The organism is Escherichia sp. WS568 (assembly GCF_046486085.1).
Classification (GTDB): Bacteria; Pseudomonadota; Gammaproteobacteria; order Enterobacterales; family Enterobacteriaceae; genus Escherichia; species Escherichia coli.
In genome coordinates, this window is the sequence record NZ_JBJQMC010000024.1 from 1 (window position 1) to 24,763 (window position 24,763).

26 protein-coding genes, 2 tRNA genes and 1 pseudogene are annotated in these 24,763 nt (G+C 51.3%); 13 read left to right on the forward strand and 16 right to left on the reverse strand.

Annotated features, from left to right (window positions below; all coding sequences use genetic code 11):
* Positions 1-33 precede the first annotated feature (33 nt).
* A tRNA-Asp gene (locus ACJHWR_RS20875) sits at positions 34-110 on the forward strand.
* Between the two features lie 162 nt (positions 111-272).
* Positions 273-1,076, forward strand: a complete 804-nt coding sequence (dkgB, locus tag ACJHWR_RS20880) for a 2,5-didehydrogluconate reductase DkgB (protein ID WP_000997056.1) — start codon at positions 273-275, stop codon at positions 1,074-1,076.
* On the opposite strand, the gene yafC is transcribed toward dkgB, so the two are convergent.
* Entirely contained in the window at positions 1,073-1,987 is a 915-nt protein-coding gene (gene yafC, locus ACJHWR_RS20885; RefSeq protein ID WP_000648568.1) for a DNA-binding transcriptional regulator YafC, read from the reverse strand. The genes dkgB and yafC overlap by 4 nt on opposite strands.
* A 240-nt stretch (positions 1,988-2,227) precedes the next feature.
* On the opposite strand from yafC, the gene ACJHWR_RS20890 reads away from it, so the two are divergent.
* Positions 2,228-3,028 carry an endonuclease/exonuclease/phosphatase family protein gene (locus ACJHWR_RS20890; protein ID WP_001230983.1) on the forward strand — a complete coding sequence of 267 codons (801 nt, stop codon included), beginning with the start codon at positions 2,228-2,230 and terminating at the stop codon, positions 3,026-3,028.
* A gap of 73 nt (positions 3,029-3,101) precedes the next feature.
* Positions 3,102-3,872, forward strand: a complete 771-nt coding sequence (locus ACJHWR_RS20895; RefSeq protein WP_000211711.1) for a class I SAM-dependent methyltransferase — start codon at positions 3,102-3,104, stop codon at positions 3,870-3,872.
* Between the two features lie 48 nt (positions 3,873-3,920).
* Here ACJHWR_RS20895 and mltD read toward each other — a convergent pair whose 3' ends face one another.
* Together mltD and gloB are read right to left on the reverse strand one after the other, a co-directional pair.
* The gene (mltD, locus tag ACJHWR_RS20900; protein ID WP_000644686.1) at positions 3,921-5,279 is read right to left on the reverse strand and encodes a murein transglycosylase D; all 1,359 of its coding nucleotides are present in this window, start codon (positions 5,277-5,279) and stop codon (positions 3,921-3,923) included.
* Positions 5,280-5,350: 71 nt separating this feature from the next.
* The gene (gloB, locus tag ACJHWR_RS20905; protein WP_001052730.1) at positions 5,351-6,106 is read right to left on the reverse strand and encodes a hydroxyacylglutathione hydrolase; all 756 of its coding nucleotides are present in this window, start codon (positions 6,104-6,106) and stop codon (positions 5,351-5,353) included.
* Between the two features lie 33 nt (positions 6,107-6,139).
* Between gloB and ACJHWR_RS20910 the strand changes: the two genes are divergently transcribed.
* Positions 6,140-6,862, forward strand: coding sequence for a class I SAM-dependent methyltransferase (locus ACJHWR_RS20910; protein WP_001295200.1), 723 nt, complete (start codon positions 6,140-6,142; stop codon positions 6,860-6,862).
* Here the strand turns inward: ACJHWR_RS20910 and rnhA are convergent.
* Complete coding sequence (rnhA, locus tag ACJHWR_RS20915) at positions 6,859-7,326, reverse strand: ribonuclease HI (protein WP_000917883.1); 468 nt, start codon at positions 7,324-7,326, stop codon at positions 6,859-6,861. The genes ACJHWR_RS20910 and rnhA overlap by 4 nt on opposite strands.
* Before the next feature lie 64 nt (positions 7,327-7,390).
* Here rnhA and dnaQ point away from each other — a divergent pair, with 64 nt between their 5' ends.
* Both dnaQ and ACJHWR_RS20925 read left to right on the forward strand, forming a co-directional pair.
* Positions 7,391-8,122, forward strand: coding sequence for a DNA polymerase III subunit epsilon (gene dnaQ, locus ACJHWR_RS20920; protein WP_001366128.1), 732 nt, complete (start codon positions 7,391-7,393; stop codon positions 8,120-8,122).
* A 132-nt stretch (positions 8,123-8,254) separates the two neighbouring features.
* Positions 8,255-8,331, forward strand: a tRNA-Asp gene (locus ACJHWR_RS20925).
* 98 nt (positions 8,332-8,429) lie between these two features.
* Here the strand turns inward: ACJHWR_RS20925 and yafV are convergent.
* Positions 8,430-9,200: a 2-oxoglutaramate amidase gene (gene yafV, locus ACJHWR_RS20930; RefSeq protein WP_001118010.1), complete on the reverse strand. Its 771-nt coding sequence runs from the start codon at positions 9,198-9,200 to the stop codon at positions 8,430-8,432.
* 180 nt (positions 9,201-9,380) lie between these two features.
* Between yafV and ivy the strand changes: the two genes are divergently transcribed.
* A complete protein-coding gene (gene ivy / locus ACJHWR_RS20935) occupies positions 9,381-9,827 on the forward strand; it encodes an Ivy family C-type lysozyme inhibitor (protein ID WP_001308392.1) in 447 nt (148 codons plus the stop codon).
* A gap of 42 nt (positions 9,828-9,869) precedes the next feature.
* Here the strand turns inward: ivy and fadE are convergent, their stop codons facing one another.
* Positions 9,870-12,314, reverse strand: coding sequence for an acyl-CoA dehydrogenase FadE (gene fadE / locus ACJHWR_RS20940; protein WP_000973118.1), 2,445 nt, complete (start codon positions 12,312-12,314; stop codon positions 9,870-9,872).
* Positions 12,315-12,553: 239 nt separating this feature from the next.
* On the opposite strand from fadE, the gene lpcA reads away from it, so the two are divergent.
* Positions 12,554-13,132, forward strand: coding sequence for a D-sedoheptulose 7-phosphate isomerase (gene lpcA / locus ACJHWR_RS20945; protein WP_000284050.1), 579 nt, complete (start codon positions 12,554-12,556; stop codon positions 13,130-13,132).
* A gap of 115 nt (positions 13,133-13,247) precedes the next feature.
* Positions 13,248-14,015 (forward strand): class II glutamine amidotransferase, encoded by a 768-nt coding sequence (locus tag ACJHWR_RS20950; protein ID WP_000333380.1) that lies wholly within the window; start codon positions 13,248-13,250, stop codon positions 14,013-14,015.
* Here ACJHWR_RS20950 and dpaA read toward each other — a convergent pair.
* The 3 genes and pseudogenes from dpaA to dinJ all read right to left on the reverse strand — a co-directional run bounded on the left by dpaA (position 13,986) and on the right by dinJ (position 15,422).
* Positions 13,986-14,726: a peptidoglycan meso-diaminopimelic acid protein amidase gene (gene dpaA, locus ACJHWR_RS20955; protein WP_001225679.1), complete on the reverse strand. Its 741-nt coding sequence runs from the start codon at positions 14,724-14,726 to the stop codon at positions 13,986-13,988. The two genes, ACJHWR_RS20950 and dpaA, sit on opposite strands and share 30 nt — an antisense overlap.
* Positions 14,727-14,881: 155 nt before the next feature.
* Positions 14,882-15,159 (reverse strand): annotated as a pseudogene (yafQ, locus tag ACJHWR_RS20960) (type II toxin-antitoxin system mRNA interferase toxin YafQ).
* A gap of 2 nt (positions 15,160-15,161) precedes the next feature.
* Positions 15,162-15,422, reverse strand: a complete 261-nt coding sequence (dinJ, locus tag ACJHWR_RS20965) for a type II toxin-antitoxin system antitoxin DinJ (protein ID WP_000729708.1) — start codon at positions 15,420-15,422, stop codon at positions 15,162-15,164.
* Between the two features lie 209 nt (positions 15,423-15,631).
* On the opposite strand from dinJ, the gene ACJHWR_RS20970 reads away from it, so the two are divergent.
* Positions 15,632-16,381, forward strand: coding sequence for a C40 family peptidase (locus ACJHWR_RS20970; protein ID WP_012311914.1), 750 nt, complete (start codon positions 15,632-15,634; stop codon positions 16,379-16,381).
* A gap of 175 nt (positions 16,382-16,556) precedes the next feature.
* Positions 16,557-17,054 carry an REP-associated tyrosine transposase gene (locus ACJHWR_RS20975; protein WP_000006244.1) on the forward strand — a complete coding sequence of 166 codons (498 nt, stop codon included), beginning with the start codon at positions 16,557-16,559 and terminating at the stop codon, positions 17,052-17,054.
* A gap of 111 nt (positions 17,055-17,165) precedes the next feature.
* Here the strand turns inward: ACJHWR_RS20975 and flhA are convergent, their stop codons facing one another.
* From flhA to ACJHWR_RS21010, 7 genes are read right to left on the reverse strand one after another with little or no spacing between them, the layout of a single operon-like run.
* A complete protein-coding gene (gene flhA, locus ACJHWR_RS20980; RefSeq protein ID WP_001140814.1) occupies positions 17,166-19,259 on the reverse strand; it encodes a flagellar biosynthesis protein FlhA in 2,094 nt (697 codons plus the stop codon).
* On the reverse strand, positions 19,243-20,382 hold the full coding sequence (gene flhB, locus ACJHWR_RS20985) for a flagellar type III secretion system protein FlhB (RefSeq protein ID WP_000785653.1): 1,140 nt from the start codon (positions 20,380-20,382) through the stop codon (positions 19,243-19,245). The genes flhA and flhB overlap by 17 nt, the downstream gene beginning before the upstream one ends.
* Positions 20,372-21,154 (reverse strand): flagellar biosynthetic protein FliR, encoded by a 783-nt coding sequence (fliR, locus tag ACJHWR_RS20990; protein WP_001260515.1) that lies wholly within the window; start codon positions 21,152-21,154, stop codon positions 20,372-20,374. Before fliR ends, flhB begins: the two co-directional genes overlap by 11 nt.
* 1 nt (position 21,155) lies before the next feature.
* Positions 21,156-21,428 carry a flagellar biosynthetic protein FliQ gene (locus tag ACJHWR_RS20995; RefSeq protein WP_000958541.1) on the reverse strand — a complete coding sequence of 91 codons (273 nt, stop codon included), beginning with the start codon at positions 21,426-21,428 and terminating at the stop codon, positions 21,156-21,158.
* A 2-nt stretch (positions 21,429-21,430) separates the two neighbouring features.
* Positions 21,431-22,183 carry a flagellar type III secretion system pore protein FliP gene (gene fliP / locus ACJHWR_RS21000; RefSeq protein WP_000830266.1) on the reverse strand — a complete coding sequence of 251 codons (753 nt, stop codon included), beginning with the start codon at positions 22,181-22,183 and terminating at the stop codon, positions 21,431-21,433.
* Positions 22,180-22,551 (reverse strand): FliM/FliN family flagellar motor switch protein, encoded by a 372-nt coding sequence (locus ACJHWR_RS21005; RefSeq protein ID WP_000043091.1) that lies wholly within the window; start codon positions 22,549-22,551, stop codon positions 22,180-22,182. Before ACJHWR_RS21005 ends, fliP begins: the two co-directional genes overlap by 4 nt.
* Complete coding sequence (locus ACJHWR_RS21010) at positions 22,544-23,395, reverse strand: FliM/FliN family flagellar motor switch protein (protein WP_000922510.1); 852 nt, start codon at positions 23,393-23,395, stop codon at positions 22,544-22,546. The genes ACJHWR_RS21005 and ACJHWR_RS21010 overlap by 8 nt, the downstream gene beginning before the upstream one ends.
* A 372-nt stretch (positions 23,396-23,767) precedes the next feature.
* Between ACJHWR_RS21010 and ACJHWR_RS21015 the strand changes: the two genes are divergently transcribed.
* Entirely contained in the window at positions 23,768-24,754 is a 987-nt protein-coding gene (locus ACJHWR_RS21015) for a sigma-54 interaction domain-containing protein (RefSeq protein WP_001292208.1), read from the forward strand.
* Positions 24,755-24,763: the final 9 nt, after the last annotated feature.

Here is a 24,763-nt window from a genome sequence, read left to right on the forward strand (position 1 = left end):
GTCATAAAACCGGTGGTTGTAAAAGAATTCGGTGGAGCGGTAGTTCAGTCGGTTAGAATACCTGCCTGTCACGCAGGGGGTCGCGGGTTCGAGTCCCGTCCGTTCCGCCACTTATTAAGAAGCCTCGAGTTAACGCTCGAGGTTTTTTTTCGTCTATATTTCTATTATTGCTTAAATCGCAAAAATCCTCTGCGTTTTACGCCCTTTTTCCGCAACATTCTAAAGCCCATAATCACTTCAGTTAACGAAAATAGCATTAAAAGAGGCATATTATGGCTATCCCTGCATTTGGTTTAGGTACTTTCCGTCTGAAAGACGACGTTGTTATTTCATCTGTGAAAACGGCGCTTGAACTTGGTTATCGCGCAATTGATACCGCACAAATCTATGATAACGAAGCCGCAGTAGGTCAGGCGATTGCAGAAAGTGGCGTGCCACGTAATGAACTCTACATCACCACTAAAATCTGGATTGAAAATCTCAGCAAAGACAAATTGACCCCAAGTCTGAAAGAGAGCCTGCAAAAATTGCGTATCGATTATGTTGATCTGACGCTAATCCACTGGCCGTCACCAAACGATGAAGTCTCTGTTGAAGAGTTTATGCAGGCGCTGCTGGAAGCCAAAAAACAAGGGCTGACGCGTGAGATCGGTATTTCCAACTTCACGATCCCATTGATGGAAAAGGCGATTGCTGCTGTTGGCGCTGAAAACATCGCTACTAACCAGATTGAACTCTCACCTTATCTGCAAAACCGTAAAGTGGTCGCCTGGGCTAAACAGCACGGCATCCATATTACTTCCTATATGACGCTGGCGTATGGTAAGGCCCTGAAAGATGAGGTTATTGCTCGTATCGCAGCTAAACACAATGCGACTCCGGCACAAGTGATTCTGGCGTGGGCTATGGGGGAAGGTTACTCCGTAATTCCTTCTTCTACTAAACGTAAAAACCTGGAAAGTAATCTTAAGGCACAAAATTTACAGCTTGATGCCGAAGATAAAAAAGCGATCGCCGCACTGGATTGCAACGACCGCCTGGTTAGCCCGGAAGGTCTGGCTCCTGAATGGGATTAAGCCTCTCTGACAGCTCCTCCGGGAGCTGTTTTTACATGCTCGCTAAGGAAATCGATAAAAGCCCGGATGCGTGTACTTACCGCACGGTCGCTGTAATATACGGCACTGAATGGCATTTCCACTGGCAATACTTTATCTGCCATTAACTCCACCAATTCTCCGCGAGCGATTTCTCTGTCGATCATGTAGTCGGACAAACACGCAATCCCGTTGCCACTCAGGCAAAGCTGTTTCAGTGTTTCCCCACTATTGGATGACAAACCGTACTTCACCTCATGTAATTGTCCATCGCTACAGGCTATCGGCCAGGTATTGAGGGAAGCGGGTTCAGTGAATCCCAGGCAAATATGTTGCTTTAAATCGTCGATCGTTTCTGGCTTCCCGTAGCGGGAAATATAATCGGGGGAGGCGATAATTTTTCGATAACTGTTAAATAACGGCCTGGCACGTAAGCTGGAATCCGTTAACGTACCGGCGCGTATCGCGACATCCACTTTTCTTTCGATCAAATTAATAATCGTTTCGGAGGAGACTAGCGATAAAGTGACTTCCGGATAGCGTTCACGAAAAGGCTTAATCAACGGCATCAGAAAGTGCAGCACCACTGGAGTTGCGGCATCGATCCGTAACAGTCCACGCGGTGTATTACGCGTCTCCATAATTTCTGATTCTGCCGCTGCCATCTCCTGCAAAATTGACTGTACGCGACGAAAATAACGCTCGCCTTCTTCCGTCAGGCTAAGTTGCCGCGTGGTCCGATTAAGCAGGCTAACGCCAAGTTTCATCTCCAGCTTTTTCACCGCCCGGCTTACCGCTGAGTTTGCTTGCCCTAATTGTTCCGCTGCCCGGCTAAAGCTGCCGCTTTCGACGACTGAAACAAAAATGGCGAGTTCTTCCGACGTGGCTTTCATTTTTGCTCCTGTTGCAAAATAGAAGAGATATTTTGAATTTAATTGTCATTAAACCATCAGGATGCGAGATATGTCATCCGATTTAATGTTCTCAATAATGAGCAAATTTCTGACCGGTGTAAGCACTTGCTTACATAGCAATATACAATTGCTCGTTGAAAGAGTGAGCTAAAATCCCTATAACAGTAGAACCCTCCCGAGTGCGGAAGAGTTGACGTAATAGAGGTTTCAAAGTCAAAAGTGCGAAAAAACACCTATGCCATGCGCTATGTTGCCGGACAACCTGCGGAAAGGATCTTACCGCCGGGGTCTTTTGCGAGCATCGGCCAGGCATTACCACCTGGAGAACCGTTAAGTACCGAAGAGCGTATTCGGATCCTGGTGTGGAACATATACAAACAGCAACGCGCTGAATGGTTGTCGGTATTAAAGAACTACGGCAAAGATGCACATCTGGTGTTATTGCAGGAAGCGCAGACAACGCCAGAGTTAGTACAGTTTGCGACTGCTAACTATCTTGCCGCCGATCAGGTACCCGCTTTCGTGCTGCCACAACATCCTTCTGGCGTAATGACCCTTTCGGCGGCACATCCAGTGTATTGCTGCCCGTTACGTGAACGAGAACCCATTTTGCGTCTGGCGAAGTCGGCACTGGTGACGGTCTATCCATTGCCTGACACCCGCCTGTTGATGGTGGTTAATATACACGCCGTCAATTTCAGTTTGGGCGTGGATGTCTATAGTAAGCAGTTACTTCCTATTGGCGATCAGATAGCTCACCACAGCGGCCCGGTCATTATGGCGGGAGATTTCAATGCCTGGAGCCGTAGAAGGATGAACGCGTTATATCGCTTTGCGCGGGAAATGTCGCTGCGCCAGGTGCGTTTTACCGATGATCAGCGCCGTCGGGCGTTTGGTCGCCCGCTCGATTTTGTTTTCTACCGTGGTCTGAACGTCAGCGAAGCTTCTGTACTGGTTACGCGCGCTTCCGATCACAATCCGCTACTCGTTGAATTCAGTCCCGGCAAGCCTGATAAATAAGGTATGTCAGGTCTGCCACAGGGCAGACCAACGTTTGGCGCTGCCCTTTTTAATCAAACAATAAAAGGACAGAATGACAACACAATCCCACCATGACCACGTAGAAAAGCAGTTTAGCTCGCAGGCCAGTGAGTATTTAACCAGTACCGTACATGCATCCGGGCGAGATTTACAGCGCCTGGCGGTGCGTCTGGCTGATTATCCTGATGCAAGTGTACTTGATATGGGCTGCGGAGCAGGGCATGCCAGCTTTGTCGCTGCGCAGAACGTGAGCGCGGTGGTGGCGTATGACTTATCTGCCCAAATGCTGGATGTCGTGGCACAAGCTGCCGAAGCCCGGCAACTGAAAAATATCACCACCCGCCAGGGTTATGCCGAAAGTCTGCCATTTGCCGATAACGCATTTGATATTGTTATCAGCCGTTATTCTGCCCATCACTGGCATGATGTTGGTGCAGCACTGCGTGAAGTGAATCGGGTATTGGAACCCGGCGGTAGGCTGATTGTGATGGACGTAATGTCTCCGGGTCATCCAGTGCGCGACATCTGGTTACAGACGGTAGAAGCATTACGCGATACCTCTCACGTACGAAACTACGCCAGCGGTGAGTGGTTGAAGTTAATCAATGAAGCCAATCTGATAGTTGATAATTTAATTACAGATAAGTTACCGCTGGAATTTTCTTCATGGGTAGCGAGAATGCGTACGCCAGAAGCGTTAGTAGACGCTATTCGCATTTACCAACAGAGCGCATCGACAGAGGTGAAAACGTATTTTGCCTTGCAGAATGATGGCTCTTTCACCAGTGATATCATCATGTTAGAAGCACATAAAGCGGCATAAATAAAAAAGGCACCGGGGGAATCGGTGCCTTTTTTATTATCTGGTTTGTCAGGAGTCTGGCATGCTGTTGTTTTTCACAAACAACGTCAGCTTATCGCCTGGTTGCAGATTCGCAGTATCGCTGTTCCAGCGCATTACATCTTTGATGTTCACGCCGTGGCGTTTAGCAATGCTTGAAAGCGAATCGCCTTTGCGCACACGATACGTAATGCTATCGCTGTTGTTTGCCAGTCGCTGTGCGCTACTGCCTGCACCAATCGTCAAACTTTGGCCTGGCTTCAGCTTAGATCCGCGCAGTTTGTTCCACTGCTGCAAATCTTTGGTGCTTACGCCGAGACGTGAAGCGATACTTGAAAGCGTGTCGCCAGAGCGTACGGTGTAAACACGGCTGTTAAGCGGCGTATTGTCGGCAACCAGCGTCGACTGTACAGCAGCAATTTCGCCTGAAGCCAGAGATTCACGCAGTTGATCTGCATGCTTCTTTGGCACCATCACGTACTGCGGACCACTTGCGCCCAGCGTGGAGCCTTTCACGCCAGCGTTGAATGTCTTCAGCTTGCTGACGGAAATCCCCGCCATATCTGCAACCTTCGCCATTTCAACCGGGCTGCTCAGGTGCACACGCGCCAGAGCACGGCTTTCATCGGTCGTTGGCAGACGTACGCCATAACGCTTGCTGTTTTTGAGAATATCACTCAATGCCAGCATTTTAGGCACGTACTGCTTCGTTTCCTGCGGCAACGGTAACGACCAGAAGTCCGTGGATTTCCCACGCGCTTTGTTCGTTTTAATTGCCTTCATGACCCGACCTTCGCCGCTGTTATAAGCCGCTACGGTCAGAAGCCAGTCGCCGTCAAACATCTTGTTCAGACGCTGCATCATGTTCAGCGCGGCAGTTGTTGAAGCAACAACATCGCGACGCGCGTCATAATTGCGGGTCTGTTTCAAACCATAATTGCGCCCCGTGCTCGGAATGATCTGCCAGATGCCCGCGGCATTGGCGCCAGACGTTGCGTGAGGATCAAAAGCGCTCTCCACTATGGGTAGTAGTACCAGTTCCATAGGCATGTTACGTTTTTTAACTTGCCCGGCTATCCAGTACATATACGGCTCTGCCCGTAAAGTTACATCGTGGAGATAGCTCTTATTGCGTAAATATTTCTGTTTCTGTTCGCGAATCCGGTCGTTTTCCGGAATTCCCATCTTTAGCTCGTCGCCAATGAAAGCCCACAAGTCACCATCTGGCGCGATAGACGTCCCATCGTCCATCCATCGTGCCTGACTTGTAAACTTTGCTGCTTCCCCTTGACCAGCTGCAGAAAGGCTCTGTGCGTGCTGTTGAACGTTGCCGGTGCTCTGGCAACCCACGAGCAGGACAGAGGCGAGTAATATCGCTTTTGCCTTCATGTGTGTGTCAATAGTTGCTTAAAAGACGACCGATCATAACGGCGAACGGAGCCGATGACAAGAAAGTTTTATCAGAACCTATCTTTCTTTGACCTTAACCAAGCAAAACGTTCTTCAGGTTGTTGCAATAATGTTTCTTCATTAATTACATTAATTAAATCAATATCTTCCGTTCTTAAAAAAACATTAATTTGCCGCTCATTTTTCAGAATTACGGGTAGTGTTATTTGATTTTTTGCCCGTAACTCCTTAACTTTACGATAATAATCATTTATGGACAAATCGTGCGGAAGAATACTCAAAGCAAACTTCATATTTGATAACGTATATTCATGAGCACAACATACCAATGTATCGTCAGGTAACGCACTTAACTTTTTAAGTGATTGATACATTTGTGATGCTGTCCCTTCAAACAACCGACCACACCCACCAGAAAACAGCGTGTCGCCGCAAAATAGATAAGGTTTACTGAAGTAACAGATATGTCCTAAAGTGTGACCCGGCGTGGCAATTACACTAAATTCATGCCCCAAAACGAAGGCAGTTTCGCCATCTTTGACTACCTGTGTTGTTCCCTTATCTTGTGTCTCTTGTGGACCATAAACCACAATTTGCGGAAACTTTTTCACCAGTTCTTTTACGCCGCCAACGTGATCGTGGTGATGGTGGGTGAGAAATATGGCCTCCGGTTGCCAGTTATTGGCGGCAATGGCGTTTAATACTGGCTCTGCGTCTCCGGGATCGACAATCAGGCAGCGACCTGCTTCATCATTCAAAACCCAGATGTAATTGTCATCAAAGGCGGGAATACTGTTAAGATTCATAGATTACCTCTCAGTGTGAAACGGAAGGTTGTGATGAAACCGGCAAGAGTCCCTCAAACTGTCGTGGCTCCTGATTGCTGGGGCGATTTGCCCTGGGGAGAGCTTTATCGCAAGGCGCTGGAGCGCCAGCTCAACCCGTGGTTCACTAAAATGTATGGTTTTCATCTGCTTAAGATTGGCAATTTAAGCGCAGAAATCAATTGCGAAGCGTGCGCGGTTTCTCATCAAGTGAATGTTTCTGCGCAAGGAATGCCCGTCCAGGTGCAGGCGGATCCACTTCATCTTCCTTTTGCCGATAAATCCGTTGATGTTTGTCTACTGGCACATACCTTGCCGTGGTGCACCGATCCGCATCGTTTATTGCGTGAAGCCGATCGGGTACTGATTGATGATGGCTGGCTGGTGATTAGTGGCTTCAACCCCATCAGTTTAATGGGATTACGCAAACTTGTGCCGGTATTGCGCAAAACCTCGCCCTATAATAGCCGGATGTTTACTCTGATGCGGCAACTGGACTGGCTCTCTTTGTTGAATTTTGAAGTGCTACACGCCAGCCGTTTCCACGTTCTCCCGTGGAACAAACACGGTGGAAAACTATTGAATGCGCATATTCCTGCGCTTGGTTGCTTACAACTTATTGTCGCCCGGAAACGGACTATTCCTTTAACGCTAAATCCGATGAAACAGAGTAAAAACAAGCCACGAATTCGCCAGGCGGTTGGAGCCACCCGGCAATGTCGTAAACCACAGGCTTAAACTTCGACTTGATAGCCCGTATCTTCCAGTGTGGGATTCATCGCTGCGGCACGAGCCAGTTCATCGCAACGTTCGTTTTCTGGATGACCGGCATGGCCTTTAACCCATTCCCATTTGATTTGATGCTGCCCCAGCGCAGCATCAAGACGTTGCCAGAGATCGACATTTTTTACTGGTTTTTTGTCTGCTGTTTTCCAGCCACGTTTTTTCCAGTTATGGATCCACTGGGTGATACCCTGGCGGACATACTGGCTGTCGGTACTCAAAATAACTTCGCAATGTTCTTTTAACGCCTCCAGCGCGACAATAGCGGCCATCAACTCCATACGGTTGTTGGTGGTGCGGGTGTAGCCTGCGCTAAAGGTTTTCTCGCGTCCGCGATAGCGTAAAATAGCACCGTATCCCCCCGGTCCTGGATTACCCAGACACGAACCGTCGGTGAAAATTTCTACCTGTTTAAGCATCTCTGGTAGACTTCCTGTAATTGAATCGAACTGTAAAACGACAAGTCTGACATAAATGACCGCTATGAGCACTGCAATTACACGCCAGATCGTTCTCGATACCGAAACTACCGGTATGAATCAGATTGGTGCGCACTATGAAGGCCACAAGATCATTGAGATTGGTGCCGTTGAAGTGGTGAACCGTCGCCTGACGGGCAATAACTTCCATGTTTATCTCAAACCCGATCGGCTGGTGGATCCGGAAGCCTTTGGCGTACATGGTATTGCCGATGAGTTTTTGCTCGATAAGCCCACGTTTGCCGAGGTTGCCGATGAGTTCATGGACTATATCCGCGGCGCGGAGCTCGTGATCCATAACGCAGCGTTCGATATCGGCTTTATGGACTACGAGTTTTCGTTGCTTAAGCGCGATATTCCGAAGACCAATACCTTCTGTAAGGTCACCGATAGCCTTGCGGTGGCGAGGAAAATGTTTCCCGGTAAGCGCAACAGCCTCGATGCGTTATGTGCCCGCTACGAAATAGATAACAGTAAACGAACGCTGCACGGGGCATTACTCGATGCCCAGATCCTTGCGGAAGTTTATCTGGCGATGACCGGTGGTCAAACGTCGATGGCTTTTGCGATGGAAGGAGAGACACAACAGCAACAAGGTGAAGCAACAATTCAGCGCATTGTGCGTCAGGCAAGTAAGTTACGCGTTGTTTTTGCGACAGATGAAGAGCTTGCGGCACATGAAGCCCGTCTCGATCTGGTGCAGAAGAAAGGCGGAAGCTGCCTCTGGCGGGCATAAATACCTGTAAAAGGCGCTAAAAATAGCGACTTGGGCGATTTTTGCAGCAAACGATTCAAAAGATGAGAAAAACCGTTGACGAAGGGTGAGGCAATCCGTAATATTCGCCTCGTTCCCAACGGAACACAACGCGGAGCGGTAGTTCAGTCGGTTAGAATACCTGCCTGTCACGCAGGGGGTCGCGGGTTCGAGTCCCGTCCGTTCCGCCAATATTCAGAAAGCCCGAATCATTACTGATTCGGGCTTTCGTCGTTTAAGTTCCAGAGAAAAATAGCCACGAAACTTATCTCGTAGCCATATTCACCCTCTAACGAAATGTGAATTCATCCGCATCCCGCCATGCCGGAAACTTTTCTCTATATTCCCGCAACGCCACCATCGACAGCTCCGCATCAATGCGCGTTGCCTGATGCGCGTCGGCGGTGGCGATAATCTCGCCCTGTGGATTAATCACTCTGCTGTCACCGCGATAATGGCAGCCGTTGCCATCGCTGCCGACGCGATTGCATCCCGCCACATACGCCTGATTCTCAATCGCGCGGGCTGTCAGCAATGCCTGCCAGTGCAGAGAGCGCGGAGCAGGCCAGTTGGCGACGTACAGGGCGAGGTCATAATCGTTGAGATTGCGCGACCACACAGGAAAACGTAAGTCGTAGCACACCAGCGGCAAAATACGCCAGCCGCGCCATTCCACAATTACTCGCGCATTGCCCGCTTTATAATGCAGATGCTCATCTGCCATTCGGAACAGATGACGCTTATCATAAAAATGTACCGTGCCGCCCGGCTCAACCAGCAAAAAGCGGTTAACCGAACCAGACTCCGTTTGTAATGCAACACTGCCTGCAATCAGCGCATTGCACTGCTGCGCTTTGGCTGTCATCCAGTTCACTACGTCATCTTGTGCTAGCGACGCAGCTGCCGCTTCCATGGCAAAGCCGCTGGTAAACATCTCCGGTAGAACGATCACATCGCGTCCGGTAATACCTTCCAGTTGACGATCAAAATGACGCAGGTTGGCAGGGCCATCCATCCACACCAGTGGTTGCTGCAAAAGCGTAATCTTCAAACCAGGCACGGTGTACAACTCCTTTATGCGAAGGGTTTTATAACTCTAACACCTTATCAGGCAGTTGCCTTAGCGCAGAATAAATTGATAACAAATGCTGATATTGGAAATATCTGATTTGCAAATTATCGTGTTATCGCCAGGCTTTAGGAGGTTAATAACATGGGCAGGATAAGCTCGGGAGGAATGATGTTTAAGGCAATAACGACAGTCGCCGCTCTGGTCATCGCCACCAGTGCAATGGCGCAGGATGATTTAACCATTAGCAGCCTTGCAAAGGGCGAAACCACCAAAGCGGCGTTTAATCAGATGGTGCAAGGGCATAAGCTGCCTGCCTGGGTGATGAAAGGCGGTACTTATACCCCTGCACAAACCGTAACGTTGGGAGATGAGACGTATCAGGTGATGAGCGCGTGCAAACCGCATGACTGTGGCTCGCAACGTATCGCTGTGATGTGGTCCGAGAAATCTAATCAGATGACGGGGCTGTTCTCGACCATTGATGAGAAAACGTCGCAAGAGAAACTCACCTGGTTGAATGTGAACGATGCGCTTTCTATTGATGGTAAAACGGTGCTGTTCGCGGCGTTGACCGGCAGCCTGGAAAACCATCCGGATGGCTTTAATTTTAAATAATTAGCGGATAAAGAAACGGAGCCTTTCGGCTCCGTTATTCAATTACGCGGCTTCAACTTTTCGCACTTTCTCCGGCAACTTTACCGGCTTCGTCGCAAGCTCTTCCGGATCAAAGTCATCAACATTAATACTGCGCAGACGGCTTTCTTCAGCTTTCACAAGAATAGCTGCTTCATCTTTATCAATCAGCCCCTTCGCCAGCGCGTTATGCGCCAGTTCATCCAGACGGGTAAACGGCAGGTTTTTACCCAGCTCTTTACAGATCCGCTGATGAATTGGGTCGGCGGCAATCACATCCACCAGCGCCTCTTCCAGTAAACCAACCGGGTTATGCTCGCTCGGGGTCAGGTACTGACCGCGACCAATACGTGAACGGGTGGCGTTCGGCACTTGTAAAATCTTCGCCACCTTATGATCCAGCTTGTCAGACGGTGCCAGATAATGACGTCCGGTCGGGAAGATCACCACATTCAGCAGCCCGGCAACCACGCGGTTCGGGAAGTTTTGCAGTAAATCGTCCATCGCCTGCTCTGCCTGATACAGCGCATCCTGTACGCCCCAGTGCACCAGCGGCAGGTCGGCTTCATTACGGCCTTCGTCGTCATAACGCTTCAGAACGGCAGAGGCGAGGTAAAGCTGGCTTAAAATATCCCCCAGACGTGCCGAGATGCGCTCGCGACGTTTCAGGCTGCCGCCCAGCACCGCCATCGAGACATCAGAAAGCAGGGCGAGGTTGGCGCTCAGGCGGTTCAGGTGCTGATAGTAGCGTTTAGTGGCATCGCCGGTTGGCGTGCTGCTGGTTAAACCGCGCGTCAGGCCCAGCCAGAAGCTGCGAACTTTGTTGCTACCGACGTGACCGATATGTTTGAACAGCAGTTTATCGAACGCATTTACGTCATTGTTCTTCGCCGCTTCCATCTCTTCCAGCACGTACGGATGGCAACGAATCGCTCCTTGTCCGAAGATCATCATGCTGCGGGTCAGAATGTTAGCCCCTTCAACGGTGATGGCAATCGGTGCGCCCTGGTAAGCACGGGCCAGGAAGTTGCTTTGCCCGAGCATAATGCCTTTGCCACCAGTGATATCCATCGCATCAATAATCGACTGCTGCCCACGGTGGGTACAGTGATACTTAACGATAGCCGACAGCACGGCAGGTTTTTCACCGAGCATAATGCCGTAGGTAATCAGCGATGCCGCAGCATCCATTACATAAGCGTTTCCGGCAATACGCGCCAGCGGCTCTTCAATCCCTTCCATCTTACCAATAGAGATTTTGAACTGACGGCGGATGTGCGCATACGCACCCGTTGCCAGCGCTACCGATTTCACGCCGCCGGTTGAGTTGGAAGGCAGGGTGATACCGCGTCCTACCGAGAGGCACTCCACTAGCATCCGCCAGCCTTGCCCGGCCATTTTTGGTCCGCCGATGATGTAATCGATCGGTACGAAGACATCTTTACCGCGCGTCGGTCCGTTCTGGAACGGTACGTTCAGCGGGAAGTGGCGACGACCAATTTCCACGCCCGGCGTGGTGGTCGGGATCAGCGCACAGGTAATACCTAAATCTTCTGCGCCACCCAGCAGTTTTTCCGGGTCGGAGAGTTTAAACGCCAGACCAAGCACGGTCGCAATCGGTGCGAGCGTAATGTAGCGTTTGTTCCAGGTCAGTCGCATCCCCAGCACCTGCTGGCCCTGCCACTCGCCCATGCAAACAATCCCGGTATCCGGAATCGCGCCCGCATCGGAACCCGCTTCGGGGCTGGTCAGTGCAAAGCAAGGGATCTCCTGACCACGCGCCAGACGCGGCAGATAGTGATCTTTCTGCTCGTCAGTGCCGTAATGTTGCAGTAGCTCACCCGGGCCTAATGAGTTTGGCACGCCGACGGTAATCGCCAGGATCCCGCTCACGCCGGAGAGTTTTTGCAGCACGCGAGACTGGGCATAGGCCGAGAACTCCAGCCCGCCGTACTCTTTTTTGATGATCATCGCGAAGAAACGATGATCTTTAAGATACGCCCACAGCTCCGGCGGCAAATCCGCCAGCTCATGGGTAATCTGGAAATCATTCGCCATCCGGCAGGCTTCTTCTACCGGACCGTCGAGAAACGCTTGCTCTTCAGCGGTCAGGCGCGGCTGCGGATAGTTATGCAGCTTTTTCCAGTCCGGCTTGCCCTGGAACAAGTCGCCCTCCCACCAGGTGGTGCCCGCATCAATCGCTTCTTTCTCCGTGCGCGACATCGGCGGCATCACCTTACGGAAACCGCGAAATACCGGCGCGGAAATCATCGACCTACGCATAGGCGCAAAGTTAAACGGCACGAGGATAATGGCCAGAGGCACCAGTACCCACACCGACCACAGACCAGCGACGCCGAGGGCGGCTGTCCAGGCGAGCAAAATCAGACTGCTGATAAATAAGCTCACGCGGTGATAGAACAACGCGCCGAGCAGGACAACCGTAGCGAGAATACTCAAAATCATCATAACGAAAAGCCCCTTACTTGTAGGAGGTCTGACCACTTGTGATGATATGGTTGTAGTGGATGTGAAAACATTTAGCAATATGTTTACAATATAATTACAACAAAGCTCACATTGTTGCTGTTTTTATCCGCACTTCAGGTCAAAAAGTCCTGGTCATAGCACCTGCTCGTACTTCTCGCTTTTGGCGGTATCCGGTACACTGCATTTTGTCTATTACATTTATGCTGAAGGATATCCTCATGTACCAGGATCTTATTCGTAATGAACTGAACGAAGCGGCGGAAACGCTGGCTAACTTTTTAAAAGATGACGCCAATATTCACGCCATTCAGCGCGCGGCGGTCCTGTTAGCAGACAGCTTTAAAGCCGGTGGCAAAGTGCTTTCCTGTGGCAACGGCGGCTCCCATTGCGACGCTATGCACTTTGCCGAAGAGTTGACCGGTCGCTACCGTGAAAACCGTCCGGGCTACCCGGCGATTGCCATTTCTGACGTTAGTCATATTTCCTGCGTCGGTAACGATTTTGGTTTCAATGATATTTTCTCCCGTTACGTTGAAGCGGTAGGTCGCGAAGGCGATGTACTGCTGGGGATCTCCACCTCCGGTAACTCTGCAAACGTGATCAAAGCGATCGCGGCGGCGCGTGAGAAGGGGATGAAAGTGATCACCCTGACCGGTAAAGACGGCGGTAAAATGGCTGGCACAGCGGATATCGAAATTCGCGTACCGCACTTTGGTTATGCCGACCGCATTCAGGAGATCCACATTAAAGTGATCCATATCCTGATCCAGTTAATTGAAAAAGAGATGGTTAAGTAAGGTCTTTTCTCCCTTTCAGGGAGAGGGCCGGGGTGAGGGTAACAGCCTGAACCTTTGTACTTTTTAATCAATCTTCGCCGGGGGCCATGCGCTCCCGCTGTTGTGGAGGTTACCCATGTGCGAATTGCTCGGGATGAGCGCCAACGTCCCTACCGATATCTGCTTTAGTTTCACCGGACTTGTACAGCGTGGTGGTGGAACCGGGCCACATAAAGATGGCTGGGGCATTACCTTTTACGAAGGTAAAGGCTGTCGCACATTTAAAGATCCGCAACCCAGCTTTAATTCCCCCATCGCCAAACTTGTCCAGGACTACCCGATAAAATCCTGTTCGGTGGTGGCTCATATTCGCCAGGCTAATCGGGGCGAGGTGGCGCTGGAAAATACTCACCCGTTTACCCGCGAGTTATGGGGGCGTAACTGGACTTATGCCCATAATGGACAACTGACGGGCTACAAATCACTGGAAACCGGCAACTTCCGCCCGGTCGGTGAAACCGATAGCGAAAAAGCCTTTTGCTGGCTCCTGCATAAATTAACGCAGCGTTACCCGCGCACACCGGGCAACATGGCGGCAGTGTTTAAATATATCGCCTCACTGGCGGATGAACTGCGGCAGAAGGGCGTTTTCAACATGCTGCTTTCTGACGGGCGCTATGTAATGGCGTATTGCTCGACTAATTTACACTGGATCACCCGCCGCGCGCCGTTTGGCGTGGCAACGTTGCTGGATCAGGATGTGGAAATCGACTTCAGCTCGCAGACCACACCGAATGATGTGGTCACGGTGATTGCGACACAGCCGCTGACGGGCAATGAAACCTGGCAAAAGATTATGCCAGGTGAATGGCGCTTATTTTGCCTCGGGGAGCGTGTAGTTTGATGCCAGTTGTGGCTGCACAACTTCGTGGCTTAACGGCTTGCTGACCACGTAACGGCCATTGACCACAGAAACGGTCGGTGGCTTACGGGTTTGCTCAAAGTAGTCGTAGCCTGGCTTCAGTTGCTCCCAGAAGTCCTTAAAGTTGGAATATTTATGGCGCTTCATATTGGCGTCGGTCATACGGAACGGGTAAATACTCACTTGCACGCTCGGCTGACCAAACACCAGCGCACCAGTAACGAACTGGAAGATCTCATCAATACCCTGATTGGTCATCGCGTAGCAGCCGATGGAAACACAATCGCCGTGAATCATCAGGTATTTCCCTTCATAACCATGCGCACGGTCATAGGCGTTTGGGAATCCAATATTAATCGCTTTGTAGTAACGGCTGTCTGGTTTTAACTGATTACGCTGGACGCTATAAAACCCTTCCGGGCTTTTGAAATCGCCCTGACGCTGTTTTGGCCCTAAGCCGCCGGAATATTTACAGATTTTATAGCTGTCGAGCAGTTGATATTGCTCGCCCATTTTGACGTAGAGATCGAGCGTACGTTCTTCCTTGAAGATCTGGATGTAGACAGGGGATCCCATCAACTGCTGCTTATACTCTTTGCTCACTGGCGTGGTCGAGCTACTGCTGCCCAGCAAACCGGCAAACGAAACGCACGGGATCAACAACATCGCAAGAATTAATGCGATTTTACGCATACTGCTTATTCCTTGATAAAACGGTTACACACGCCAGGACGGCAAAATGGATCCCAAATCGGAATAGTCTGGATTTGGAAGGCTCACATTATCACCAAAAGAGTTTTACGCAAGCCTGTCGGCGCAGGGTTTACAAATTTCATCGGCAGCGGGCTTTACCCAAATAGCGCCGCGTGAGTTCCAGTTCTCTCAAATCGTAAAAGTTTATCGGTAAGTTTGTAAATCAGGATCCAGTCCGGTTCGACATGAGCATCGCGATAACCTTTCCATGAACCTTGCAGCGGGTGGTCTTTATAAACAGCTGGAAGCAGTAAAGTATTATTGATAAGAGCGTCATAAGATATTTCAATTTATTCATATCCTTATGACGCTTTTGTGCAAGTTTTACATCCTTTGAAAATTGTCCCGAGTATTCAATATCCCTTTGAATCATATTTAAATTCCTAATTTATCAAATAAATCATCGGCGTCTTTGGCCTTATGAATACCAACGCCAGCTTCGCTGTTTTTGATTGATTGAATAGTTAATTGATTAGGCTCGCGTAAATCAAACGGCAATGCCTTTTCACGCGCGACCTTTGTGAGGGTTATGCGAACCAGGTCAGAGATGGTCAGCCCCATCCCGGCCAGTACGTCCGCCGCCTGATTCTTCAGATCTTCATCGATTCGGGCGCGAACAAACGCGTTAGCAGCCATTGGGATATCTCCTGTGCTGTATATTTATTCAGCTTGAATTGTAGCTCAAATGAGCAACAGCGACAATCCATGAGTAATTTAATAAACGGATGTTTTTACATAATTAACTGAAATATATTTATTAATTTTATAATAATGGTTTATTAAGTTTGTTCAGGTACGGGCCGGGATACACTGCAACATCAATGCATGACCAGCCATTATTGAGTATGTCCTTGCCGTCGATTCCCTCTTTTGTGTTGTCGGGATTATTGTTGCTTTGCTTGCCGTTTTCTTCATTTGCCAGCGCCACCACATCACATATCTCTTTCAGCTACGCCGCCCGCCAGCGGATGCAAAACCGTGCGCGTTTATTAAAACAGTACCAAACTCATCTGAAAAAGCAGGCCGGCTATATTGTGGAAGGCAATGCCGAAAGCAGAAAGGCGCTGCGCCAGCACAACCGCGAACAGATAAAACAGCATCCAGAATGGTTTCCTGCGCCGCTCAAGGCGAGTGACAGACGCTGGCAGGCGCTGGCGGAGAACAACCATTTCTTAAGCAGCGACCATCTACACAACATCACCGAAGTGGCGATTCACCGCCTGGAGCAGCAGCTTGGCAAGCCTTATGTCTGGGGCGGCACGCGGCCCGATAAAGGCTTCGACTGTAGCGGGTTGGTTTTTTATGCCTACAACAAGATCCTTGAGGCGAAGCTCCCGCGCACAGCCAATGAGATGTATCACTACCATCGGGCAACGATTGTGGCGAACAACGACCTGCGCCGGGGAGATTTGCTGTTTTTCCATATTCACAGCCGCGAGATAGCCGATCATATGGGGGTGTATCTGGGAGACGGTCAGTTTATCGAGTCACCACGTACCGGCGAAACCATTCGGATAAGCCGGTTAGCTGAACCTTTCTGGCAGGATCATTTTTTAGGCGCGCGGCGGATTTTGACGGAAGAGACGATTTTGTAGGACGGAGAGGGCGTTCACGCCGGATTCGGCAATTGTGCACCGATGCCTGATGCGACGCTGGCGCGTCTTATCATGCCTACAAATCTGTGCGTTTATGCGAGCCGCTTTCCCGTTATTCCATCACCTCATTGCCGACCTTTCCTTTTCTTCTTACCGTTGAGAAAAAGGAGTCGCCATGTCTGAATATCGTCGTTATTACATCAAAGGGGGAACCTGGTTTTTCACGGTTAACCTACGAAATCGTCGAAGCCATCTTCTGACCGCTCAGTTCCAGATGCTCCGTAAAGTCATTATTAACGTTAAGCGAGCCAGACCTTTTGAAATTAACGCCTGGGTAGTTTTGCCGGAGCATATGCACTGTATCTGGACATTACCCGAAAGCGATGATGATTTTTCCTCTCGCTGGCGGGAGATTAAAAAACAGTTCACCCATGCTTGTGGATTGCAAAATATCTGGCAACCGCGTTTTTGGGAGCACGCCATCCGCAATACCAAAGACTATCGCCATCATGTTGATTATATTTATATAAATCCAGTAAAACATGGCTGGGTAAAGCAAGTGAGTGATTGGCCATTCTCAACGTTTCATCGCGATGTCGCGAAGGGGTTATATCCCATCGATTGGGCGGGGGACGTAACGGATTTTAGTGCCGGGGAGCGTATCATTGTATAATTGCGCGCCGATGCCGGATGCGCTTACGCTTAGCCTACGAATCGTGCCTGAACGGTAGGCCGGATAAGGCGTTCACGCCGCATCCGGCGGTTGTGCGCAGATGCCGGATACCTACATCAACGCCCCCATAATCTTCAACTCCAGCTCGTCCGGCACTTCGTTATACGACAGCACATGCAGCCCCGGCGCAAACAATCTCGCATAGCGCGCCAGCAAAGGGCGCAACTGCGGTGGCACCAGCAGCACAGGGTCTTTCCCCGCCGCTTTCATCTGCTCCTTCACTTGCGGCATCGTGTTCTGGAACTGGTTAAGCATATTCGGGTCCACCGGCACGCTGTCGAGCATCACTTTGCCGGCCTGTTGCGCCTGATTCACCACGTTGGTCAGCAGATTTTCCAGCTCATTATTCAGCGTATACACCGTCAGCTCCTGCTTGCGAACGAACGGATGGGTGATACTGCGCCGCAGCGCCAGGCGCACATCGGCCGCCAGCAGGATATGATCTTTAGTCACCGCACTACTGGCGACCAGCACGGTGGCGATGGTGACGATATCGCGCAGGGAAACGCCTTCGGTCAGCAGCGCGCGATACACTTTCAGCAACTGGCTGTAATTGAGCGCCGCGCTTAAGTCTTCCGCCAGTCGCGGTGCCATCGACGACAAACGATTATGCAACTGCGTAATATCGTCATAGTTAAATAAATCAGGAATATAGCTGCGCACAATCTTATTTACATGGGTAGCAATCACGCTGGCGCTGTCGATCACCTGATACCCCATATTCAGCGCCTTCGCTTTCTGCGCAGGCTGAATCCAGGTGACCGGCATCCCATATGCCGGGTCATTCCCCAGTACGCCGTCAATCTCGCCGTAGGTTTCGCTGGAGGGCAGGGCCATCAGTTTATCCGCCGGAATATCCGCTTCATCAGCCTTAATGCCGTTGATGAAAATGGCGTACTGGCTGGGCTTGAGACGGAAGTTTTCCCGAATACGGATCTCCGGCAGCAGCACGCCGTTACCGTCGGATATCACCTGCCGCACGCCGCGAATCCGCTGGGTGAGCGGGTTCCCCTGCGCTTTGTCCACCAGCGCCACCAGCTTGTAGCCGAGGCTTAAGCTGATGGGCTCGATCAGCGGAATGGTTTCCCAACTGACCTGTTGCTCGCTGGTTTCGGTGATGGTTCGGGTCAGCGTTTCGAGGCTTTTCTCCTCCGCCTCCGCCGCCTGCGGGCGTTTGCTCATCCGCCAGCCGGTAAAGCCAAGCAGGGCGCTGAACAGCAAAAATGGCAGATGCGGCATCCCCGGCACCACCGCCAGCACAAACATGATCCCGGTGGCGGTGTAGAGCACCGACGGACTTGCCAGCAGCTGGTGGCGCACGTCATGGGCGATATCGCCGTTGTCGCTGACGCGGGTGACGATAATTGCCGCCGCGGTGGAGAGCAGCAGGGACGGGATCTGCGCCACCAGCCCGTCGCCGATAGTCATCAGCACATATTGCTGGAAGGCGGCGTCGGCGCTCAGGTTGTATTTGAAGATCCCGATACAGACGCCGCCGATCAGGTTGATCGCCAGAATCATCATCCCGGCGATGGCATCGCCGCGCACAAACTTCGATGCCCCGTCCATTGCGCCGTAGAAATCGGCCTCGCTGGCAACATCTTTACGCCGGGTTTGTGCCTGCGCCTGGTTGATCAATCCGGCGTTAAGATCGGCGTCAATCGCCATCTGTTTACCGGGCATCGCGTCCAGGGTAAAGCGGGCAGAAACCTCGGAAATACGCTCGGCCCCTTTGGTGACGACGATAAAGTTGATGATCATCAGGATGATAAACACCACGAAACCGACGACAAAGTTGCCGCCAATCACCACCTGACCAAACGACTCAATTACCTTACCCGCCGCGCCCGCGCCGAGATGCCCGTGTAACAGCACCACGCGCGTGGAGGCGACGTTGAGCGTCAGGCGCATTAAAGTGGTGATCAGCAAAATGGTCGGGAACAGGCTGAATTCCAGCGGCCTTTTCGCCGACACCGCCACCAGCAGCACCATCACCGCCAGCACAATGTTGAAGGTGAACAGAATATCCAGCAGCGCAGGCGGCAGCGGCAGAATAACCATCGCCAGAATACACAGTATTACCAGCGGCACGCCGAGATTGCCGCCGCGCAGCAGCGCGAGGAACGATTTAGTTGTTTTCGCCATCCAGTTTAAGCACCTCTTTGGGAATGGAAATATGTCTGTTCAGGGCCGGGCGCGGCTGTGCGCCCTCGCGCCAGTGTTTCATTTGTAGGACGTAGGTCAGAACGTGGGCGATGGCCCGGTAAAGCTGAAACGGAATTTGTTGGTTCACCTGCGTGGTGTAGTAAACCGAGCGCGCCAGCCGCGGGAACTCGACCACTTCCACCTGATTCTCAGCGGCGACCTGGCGAATATAGAGGGCGATTTCATCGGTGCCTTTTGCCACCACAAACGGCGCGGCGGCGCGAGACTGGTCATACTGCAACGCCACGGCGTAGTGGGTCGGGTTGGTGATCACCACGTTGGCTTTCGGCACCACTTTGCGGATTTGCCCCATCGCCAGCTGCCGTTGCAGCCGTCGCACGCGCGCCTTCACTTCCGGCTTGCCTTCCTGATTTTTGTACTCTTCTTTCAGCTCCTGCTTGGTCATCTTCAGCCCTTTGGTAAACAGGGCTTTCGCCAGCGGCACGTCGATAAGCGCAAAGAAGATAAACAGGATGACAAAGTTGCGCATCACGCTGGCGTAGAGCGATAAACCATCGTTAATTGCCAGTTTGAACGGCAGCGCCTGCAGGCCGAGAAAGGCGGCAAAGTTATTGCGCAGGCTTACCCACAGCATCACCAGCACCACCACCGACTTCACTGTCATCTTTCCCGTTTCCGCCAGATGCTCACTGGAAAACAGTCGCCCAATCCCTTTTAACGGGCTAATTTTGCTGAAATCAGGGAGGATTTTTTTCGGCAGAAACAGCCAGCCGCCAGGCACCAGCGAGGAGAGCAGTGCGGCGGCGGGCATCGGCAGCAAGGTAAGAATAAACTTGCCGAGAATTAACAGGTGATGGCGCAGAAACTGGCCGATCACATCCGGGTTATTAATCTCCTGCGCGTACTGATGCACGCTGATAAAACTCTCACGCACAAAATCGGCATACCACGGGAAGCTGCTGGAGATCACCACAAACGCCGCAAACAGGCTCGCCGCCAGCCCCATATCCTTCGAGCGCGGCAGTTGCCCCTCTTCACGCGCTTTACGCAGCTTTTGCGCCGAGGGTTTCTCTGTTTTTTCTTCGCTGCTGCTATCCGCCATAGTGACCTTTCAGCGCGTCGAGTTGCTGCAACACAAAATTCGCCAGATGCAGATAGTGATCCGGCAGGTTGTAGAGCAGGGTGGCGAAGCAAACCAGCCCCGCCAGCATGTTGATGGGAAAGCCGAGCGAAAAAAGGTTCAGCGGCGGCGCAATGCGGTTAAGCAGGCCAAAGCAGCCCTGCACAATCAGCATGATAAAAGTGGTCGGCAGCGCCAGCAGTGATGCGGACGCCAGCACCCAGCTAAAGGCCAGCGCGATGGTGCGCAGGGTTTGCGGATGCAGCGCGTTGCCAATCGGCCAGTAGGTGAAACCCTTATACAGCACGCTTACCAGCAGCAGATGCCCGTCCATGGCAAAAAACAGCAGGATCGCATAGACGTTAATTAACTCCGCCAGCACGGTGGTCGATGCGCCGCTGCTTGGGTCGTTCATCACCGCCATGCTCATCCCCATATTGAACGAGAGAATTTGCCCGGCGAGTTGCAGCGCCAGAAACAGAAACTGAAACATCAATCCGAATAACATGCCCCATAAAATTTGCTCCACCGTCAGGATCAGACTGTTGAGCGATAGCAGATCGTGGGGAATGGGATGCGGAATTAACGGCGTGATGATGATTGCCAGCGCCAGCGACAAAATAATCCGCACACGCACGGTCAGGGCGCTGTTATCCAGCACCGGCACATAGCGCAGAAACGCCATAATGCGCACGAAGGGAAACCACAGCCCCAGCGCCAAATCCGTCAGTTGCGTAACGTCGCTTGTGCGCATCTTAATGCACCAGCAGGGCGGCCTGACTAAACAGATGAATGCAGAGATCATGCAACTGGATAATCATCCATTTGCCGCACACCCCCAGCACCACCAGCGTGACAATCAGCCTCGGCAAAAAGCTCAGGGTCTGTTCGTTAATCTGCGTCACCGCCTGGAACACGCTCACCAGCAGGCCGACCAGCAGGCTTGGCACCACCAGCACCGAAACCAGCAAAATCACCACTTTTATGCCACTGGCGACAATGTCGGCGGCTACGTCTACGGTCAACATAATCAGCCCAGCCCCAGCCCGCGAATGCTGGTGGTGAGCGTGCCGATGGTCAGCGACCAGCCGTCGATCAGCACAAACAGCATCAGTTTAAAGGGCAGCGAAACAATCAGCGGCGACAGCATCATCATCCCCATCGCCATCAGTACGCTTGCGACAATCAGGTCGATAACCAGAAACGGGATGTAAATCATAAAGCCAATCTGGAAAGCGGTTTTCAGCTCGCTCAACACATAGGCGGGCACCACAATCGTGAGATCCTGGTCGGCGGCATTGCCCTTCGCGCCGCCGATGGTCATGATTTGCGCCATCGCTTTTTTGTCGGTCTGCGCCAGCATAAAGCGTTTTAGCGGCGTCGCGGCGGTGCTTAACGCATCGGTCAGGGTAATCTGATCGTTTTCAAACGGCACTACCGCGTGGTCGTAAATATTGAGCCAGACAGGGCGCATCACCAGCATAGTGAGTGAGAGCGCAATACCAATCAGAATGCGGTTTGGCGGCGTTTGTTGCAGCCCCAGCGCCTGGCGCAGCAGCGACAGCACGATAATAAAGCGCGTAAAGCAGGTCATCATCAGCACCATCGTCGGCAGCAAACCGACGAGGGTCATCAGAATCAGTACCTGAATTTTGACGCTGTACTCCTGAGTGTTGCCGTGGGTCACCACGTTAAGTAGCGCAATATCGCCACCCTGGGCCAACGCCAGCGGCGCAAGCGCCAGCAGCCCAAGGCCCAGCGCCAGTTGAGTGCGGCGTTTCATGGTGCCAGGTCGTTGATATCGCGGGTGTTAAACTCCAGCACGCGCAGGCCGTACTTCTCGTTGACCACCACCACTTCCGCTTTGCCCAGCAGGATATTGTTCACTTTGATATCCAGCGGCTCCCCGGCGAGCTTATCCAGCTCAATCACCGTGTCGTCGTCGATGTTAAGCAGGTCGGCTAACATAATTTCCACCGACGACACTTCCAGCGTTAAGGTCACCGGAATGCGTTTCAGCAGCGTCATCGAGTCGGAAAAGCGGTCTTCCAGGCGGGTGACCAGCGTTTCGGCGTCGGCGGATTTCGTGACAGGCGCAACTTCATCGGCGAGGCCAAAATCCCCGGCTAAAATATCGTCTTGTTTACTCATGGCTATTCTCATTCTTGCCCGCCAGCTCCGACAAAAACAGTTTGTCTTTGTCTTCCACAATCAGGGCGCTAAATAATTCAGATTGCCCAATCGCCACCGGGAACGTTTCTCCCAGCGAGATGGGTAAAATATCCCCGGCTTTTATCTGCGCCAGATCGGCGACATTCATCGATAGCTCGGCGATTTTGACGTTCAGGGTCAGCGGCAGGGAGCGGATGATTTCTTTAATCAGGGCCGGTTTATTAACGGATTTCGCCACCTGCTGCGGTTTACTGTGCTCGCTGTGGCGGATCAGATTCAAAATAAAATCGGTGTGGGCGTCGTCGAGCAAAATACGGAAACTGCTCTCTTCATCGCCCGCAAGGGTAAAGGTTAATTGATACGCCCAGTGGGTAATCACCGTGCTGCTGTCCAGTTTTAATTTCAGCGCAATACCGGAGGTTTGCAGATTAAATATCAGCGTGCAGATATCCAGCGCGAGTCGGTTTTTTAAACGAGTTTCGGTTTTGGTCGGCAGCCCGTTATGCGCTTTCGCCTCTTCAAGAGAGGACTCCAGACCATAAAAATTGCCCAGCAGCATTAACAATAAGGAGCGATCAATATCAAACGCCAGATGCCCGACCTGGGAAACCATCAGTTCGGCGTTTTTATTAATAATATCCATTTCGCAGCCAATCTTTTTTAAGGTGATATTGCTGCGATGCTTTTTGAGAAAGTAGCTGCCAAGATGCGAATCAATCACGTCAAAATTCCCCGTAAACAGGGTCGGCAGGCGATGGTAGGGGCGTCCGAGCCGATTACCTTCTAATTTAAAGATGCCTGGCGTTTTACTGTACTTCAGCATGGCTTACTTTCTCTGCTGTAATGGTATGGGTGTTTCTGTGCACGCAAATCCGGCTGTGACACAAGGTGAGGTATTAAATAGAGGGGGAGTGAAAGGGGCAAATTATTAATAGGGTGAAAAAATAATTAATCGATTAATTGCTTAATGGGAGTGATTTTCGCCAATCAGTCTGCGGTCTGTCCCCTCGCCCCATCCGGGGAGAGGGTTAGGGTGAGGGGGCATCACAGATGTCCAAATTAACAGTATTAATATCTAACTAATTGTTTACCATCAAATAATGTTTTTATTATCGTTTAATTCGAACTTGTTAATCCCGCCGGTGATACGCTTCAGAACATCCTGATTATTGTCGCTACTTATATTGTTCACCCTATGTCTGAACTTATTGCAACTGCCGCTTCCAGCATTAACGCTTTTACTCTGGCAAAGCGTGTCGCCGCCTTTAACGTGCCGGTGCTCATTCAGGGCGAAACCGGCGCGGGGAAAGAGTGCGTGGCGAAATATATTCACACCGTAGCCTTTGGTGAAAATGATAATGCGCCCTATATCGGCGTGAACTGCGCGGCGATCCCGGAAAATATGCTGGAATCGACGTTATTTGGCTACGACAAAGGCGCATTTACCGGCGCAATTGCCAGCGTGCCAGGAAAAATGGAACTGGCAAATAACGGCTCCTTATTGCTCGATGAAATTGGTGAAATGCCGCTGGCGCTACAGGCCAAAATATTACGCGTGTTGCAGGAACAACAGGTTGAGCGATTAGGCAGCAACCGACAAATCAAACTCAATTTTCGCCTGATTGCCTGCACCAATAAAAACCTGGAGCAGGAAGTTGCCGCCGGACGTTTTCGTGAAGATCTCTATTATCGTCTGGCGGTGATTCCTATTACCATGCCGCCGCTGCGTGAACGTCTGAACGATATTATTCCGCTGGCAGAGTCATTTATTAAAAAATACTCCACGGTGCTGGTGAAAAATATCACCCTGTCCGAATCCACCCGCCGTGCGCTGCTCAATTACCGTTGGCCCGGTAACGTTCGCCAACTGGAAAACGCCATTCAGCGGGGAATGATTTTAAATCGCGACGGCGTAATTTACCCGGATGCATTAGGCCTGCCGGACACCGATATTGCTGACCACAGTGAACTGCAATGGCCTGTTCAGCCCGCCGTCCACATTGCCGAAACCGGCGATTTAGGCCAGCACGGACGAAGCGCGCAGTATCAATATATCGCCGACCTGATGCGTAAATATCAGGGCAACCGCAGCAAAATCGCTGACCTGTTAGGCATTACCCCGCGCGCACTGCGCTATCGACTGGCCTCCATGCGCAAGCACGGTATCGAAGTTTTCTCCTGACCCGGAAGT

Excerpts from the sequence above, each read along its gene's own strand:
- dkgB (WP_000997056.1), top strand. The coding sequence starts at position 273 with ATGGCTATCCCTGCATTTGGTTTAGGTACTTTCCGTCTGAAAGACGAC.
- yafC (WP_000648568.1), bottom strand. The coding sequence starts at position 1,987 with ATGAAAGCCACGTCGGAAGAACTCGCCATTTTTGTTTCAGTCGTCGAA.
- ACJHWR_RS20895 (WP_000211711.1), top strand. The coding sequence starts at position 3,102 with ATGACAACACAATCCCACCATGACCACGTAGAAAAGCAGTTTAGCTCG.
- mltD (WP_000644686.1), bottom strand. The coding sequence starts at position 5,279 with ATGAAGGCAAAAGCGATATTACTCGCCTCTGTCCTGCTCGTGGGTTGC.
- gloB (WP_001052730.1), bottom strand. The coding sequence starts at position 6,106 with ATGAATCTTAACAGTATTCCCGCCTTTGATGACAATTACATCTGGGTT.
- ACJHWR_RS20910 (WP_001295200.1), top strand. The coding sequence starts at position 6,140 with ATGAAACCGGCAAGAGTCCCTCAAACTGTCGTGGCTCCTGATTGCTGG.
- rnhA (WP_000917883.1), bottom strand. The coding sequence starts at position 7,326 with ATGCTTAAACAGGTAGAAATTTTCACCGACGGTTCGTGTCTGGGTAAT.
- dnaQ (WP_001366128.1), top strand. The coding sequence starts at position 7,391 with ATGAGCACTGCAATTACACGCCAGATCGTTCTCGATACCGAAACTACC.
- ivy (WP_001308392.1), top strand. The coding sequence starts at position 9,381 with ATGTTTAAGGCAATAACGACAGTCGCCGCTCTGGTCATCGCCACCAGT.
- fadE (WP_000973118.1), bottom strand. The coding sequence starts at position 12,314 with ATGATGATTTTGAGTATTCTCGCTACGGTTGTCCTGCTCGGCGCGTTG.
- lpcA (WP_000284050.1), top strand. The coding sequence starts at position 12,554 with ATGTACCAGGATCTTATTCGTAATGAACTGAACGAAGCGGCGGAAACG.
- ACJHWR_RS20950 (WP_000333380.1), top strand. The coding sequence starts at position 13,248 with ATGTGCGAATTGCTCGGGATGAGCGCCAACGTCCCTACCGATATCTGC.
- dpaA (WP_001225679.1), bottom strand. The coding sequence starts at position 14,726 with ATGCGTAAAATCGCATTAATTCTTGCGATGTTGTTGATCCCGTGCGTT.
- dinJ (WP_000729708.1), bottom strand. The coding sequence starts at position 15,422 with ATGGCTGCTAACGCGTTTGTTCGCGCCCGAATCGATGAAGATCTGAAG.
- ACJHWR_RS20970 (WP_012311914.1), top strand. The coding sequence starts at position 15,632 with ATGTCCTTGCCGTCGATTCCCTCTTTTGTGTTGTCGGGATTATTGTTG.
- ACJHWR_RS20975 (WP_000006244.1), top strand. The coding sequence starts at position 16,557 with ATGTCTGAATATCGTCGTTATTACATCAAAGGGGGAACCTGGTTTTTC.
- flhA (WP_001140814.1), bottom strand. The coding sequence starts at position 19,259 with ATGGCGAAAACAACTAAATCGTTCCTCGCGCTGCTGCGCGGCGGCAAT.
- flhB (WP_000785653.1), bottom strand. The coding sequence starts at position 20,382 with ATGGCGGATAGCAGCAGCGAAGAAAAAACAGAGAAACCCTCGGCGCAA.
- fliR (WP_001260515.1), bottom strand. The coding sequence starts at position 21,154 with ATGCGCACAAGCGACGTTACGCAACTGACGGATTTGGCGCTGGGGCTG.
- ACJHWR_RS20995 (WP_000958541.1), bottom strand. The coding sequence starts at position 21,428 with ATGTTGACCGTAGACGTAGCCGCCGACATTGTCGCCAGTGGCATAAAA.
- fliP (WP_000830266.1), bottom strand. The coding sequence starts at position 22,183 with ATGAAACGCCGCACTCAACTGGCGCTGGGCCTTGGGCTGCTGGCGCTT.
- ACJHWR_RS21005 (WP_000043091.1), bottom strand. The coding sequence starts at position 22,551 with ATGAGTAAACAAGACGATATTTTAGCCGGGGATTTTGGCCTCGCCGAT.
- ACJHWR_RS21010 (WP_000922510.1), bottom strand. The coding sequence starts at position 23,395 with ATGCTGAAGTACAGTAAAACGCCAGGCATCTTTAAATTAGAAGGTAAT.
- ACJHWR_RS21015 (WP_001292208.1), top strand. The coding sequence starts at position 23,768 with ATGTCTGAACTTATTGCAACTGCCGCTTCCAGCATTAACGCTTTTACT.